This window comes from Rheinheimera riviphila, from assembly GCF_004005945.1.
Lineage (GTDB): Bacteria > Pseudomonadota > Gammaproteobacteria > Enterobacterales > Alteromonadaceae > Pararheinheimera > Pararheinheimera riviphila.
In genome coordinates this window covers 1-271 of record NZ_SACS01000083.1, presented here as the reverse complement: position 1 = coordinate 271, position 271 = coordinate 1, and the positions used below count along the sequence as shown (strand labels likewise).

Annotated in this window: 1 protein-coding gene; it reads left to right on the top strand. The window is 61.6% G+C overall.

What is annotated here, in order from left to right:
* On the top strand, positions 1-268 hold a 268-nt coding region (locus EOE67_RS20625; protein WP_164852461.1), incomplete at its 5' end, for a hypothetical protein.
* Positions 269-271: the final 3 nt, after the last annotated feature.

Genomic DNA, 271 nt, shown 5'->3' with positions numbered 1-271 from the left:
GGCGCTACTCACCGCGTTAGCGGTAGTACGCCGTATGGTGCTACTCACCGCGACAGCGGTAGTACGCCGCATGGCGCTACTCACCGCGTTAGCGGTAGTACGCCGCATGGCGCTACTCACCGCGTTAGCGGTAGTACGCCGCATGGCGCTACTCACCGCGTTAGCGGTAGTACGCCGTATGGTGCTACTCACAGCGATAGCGGTAGTACGCCGCATGGTGTTACTCACCGCGACAGCGGTAGTACGCCGCATGGCGCCATCGGTATAACAC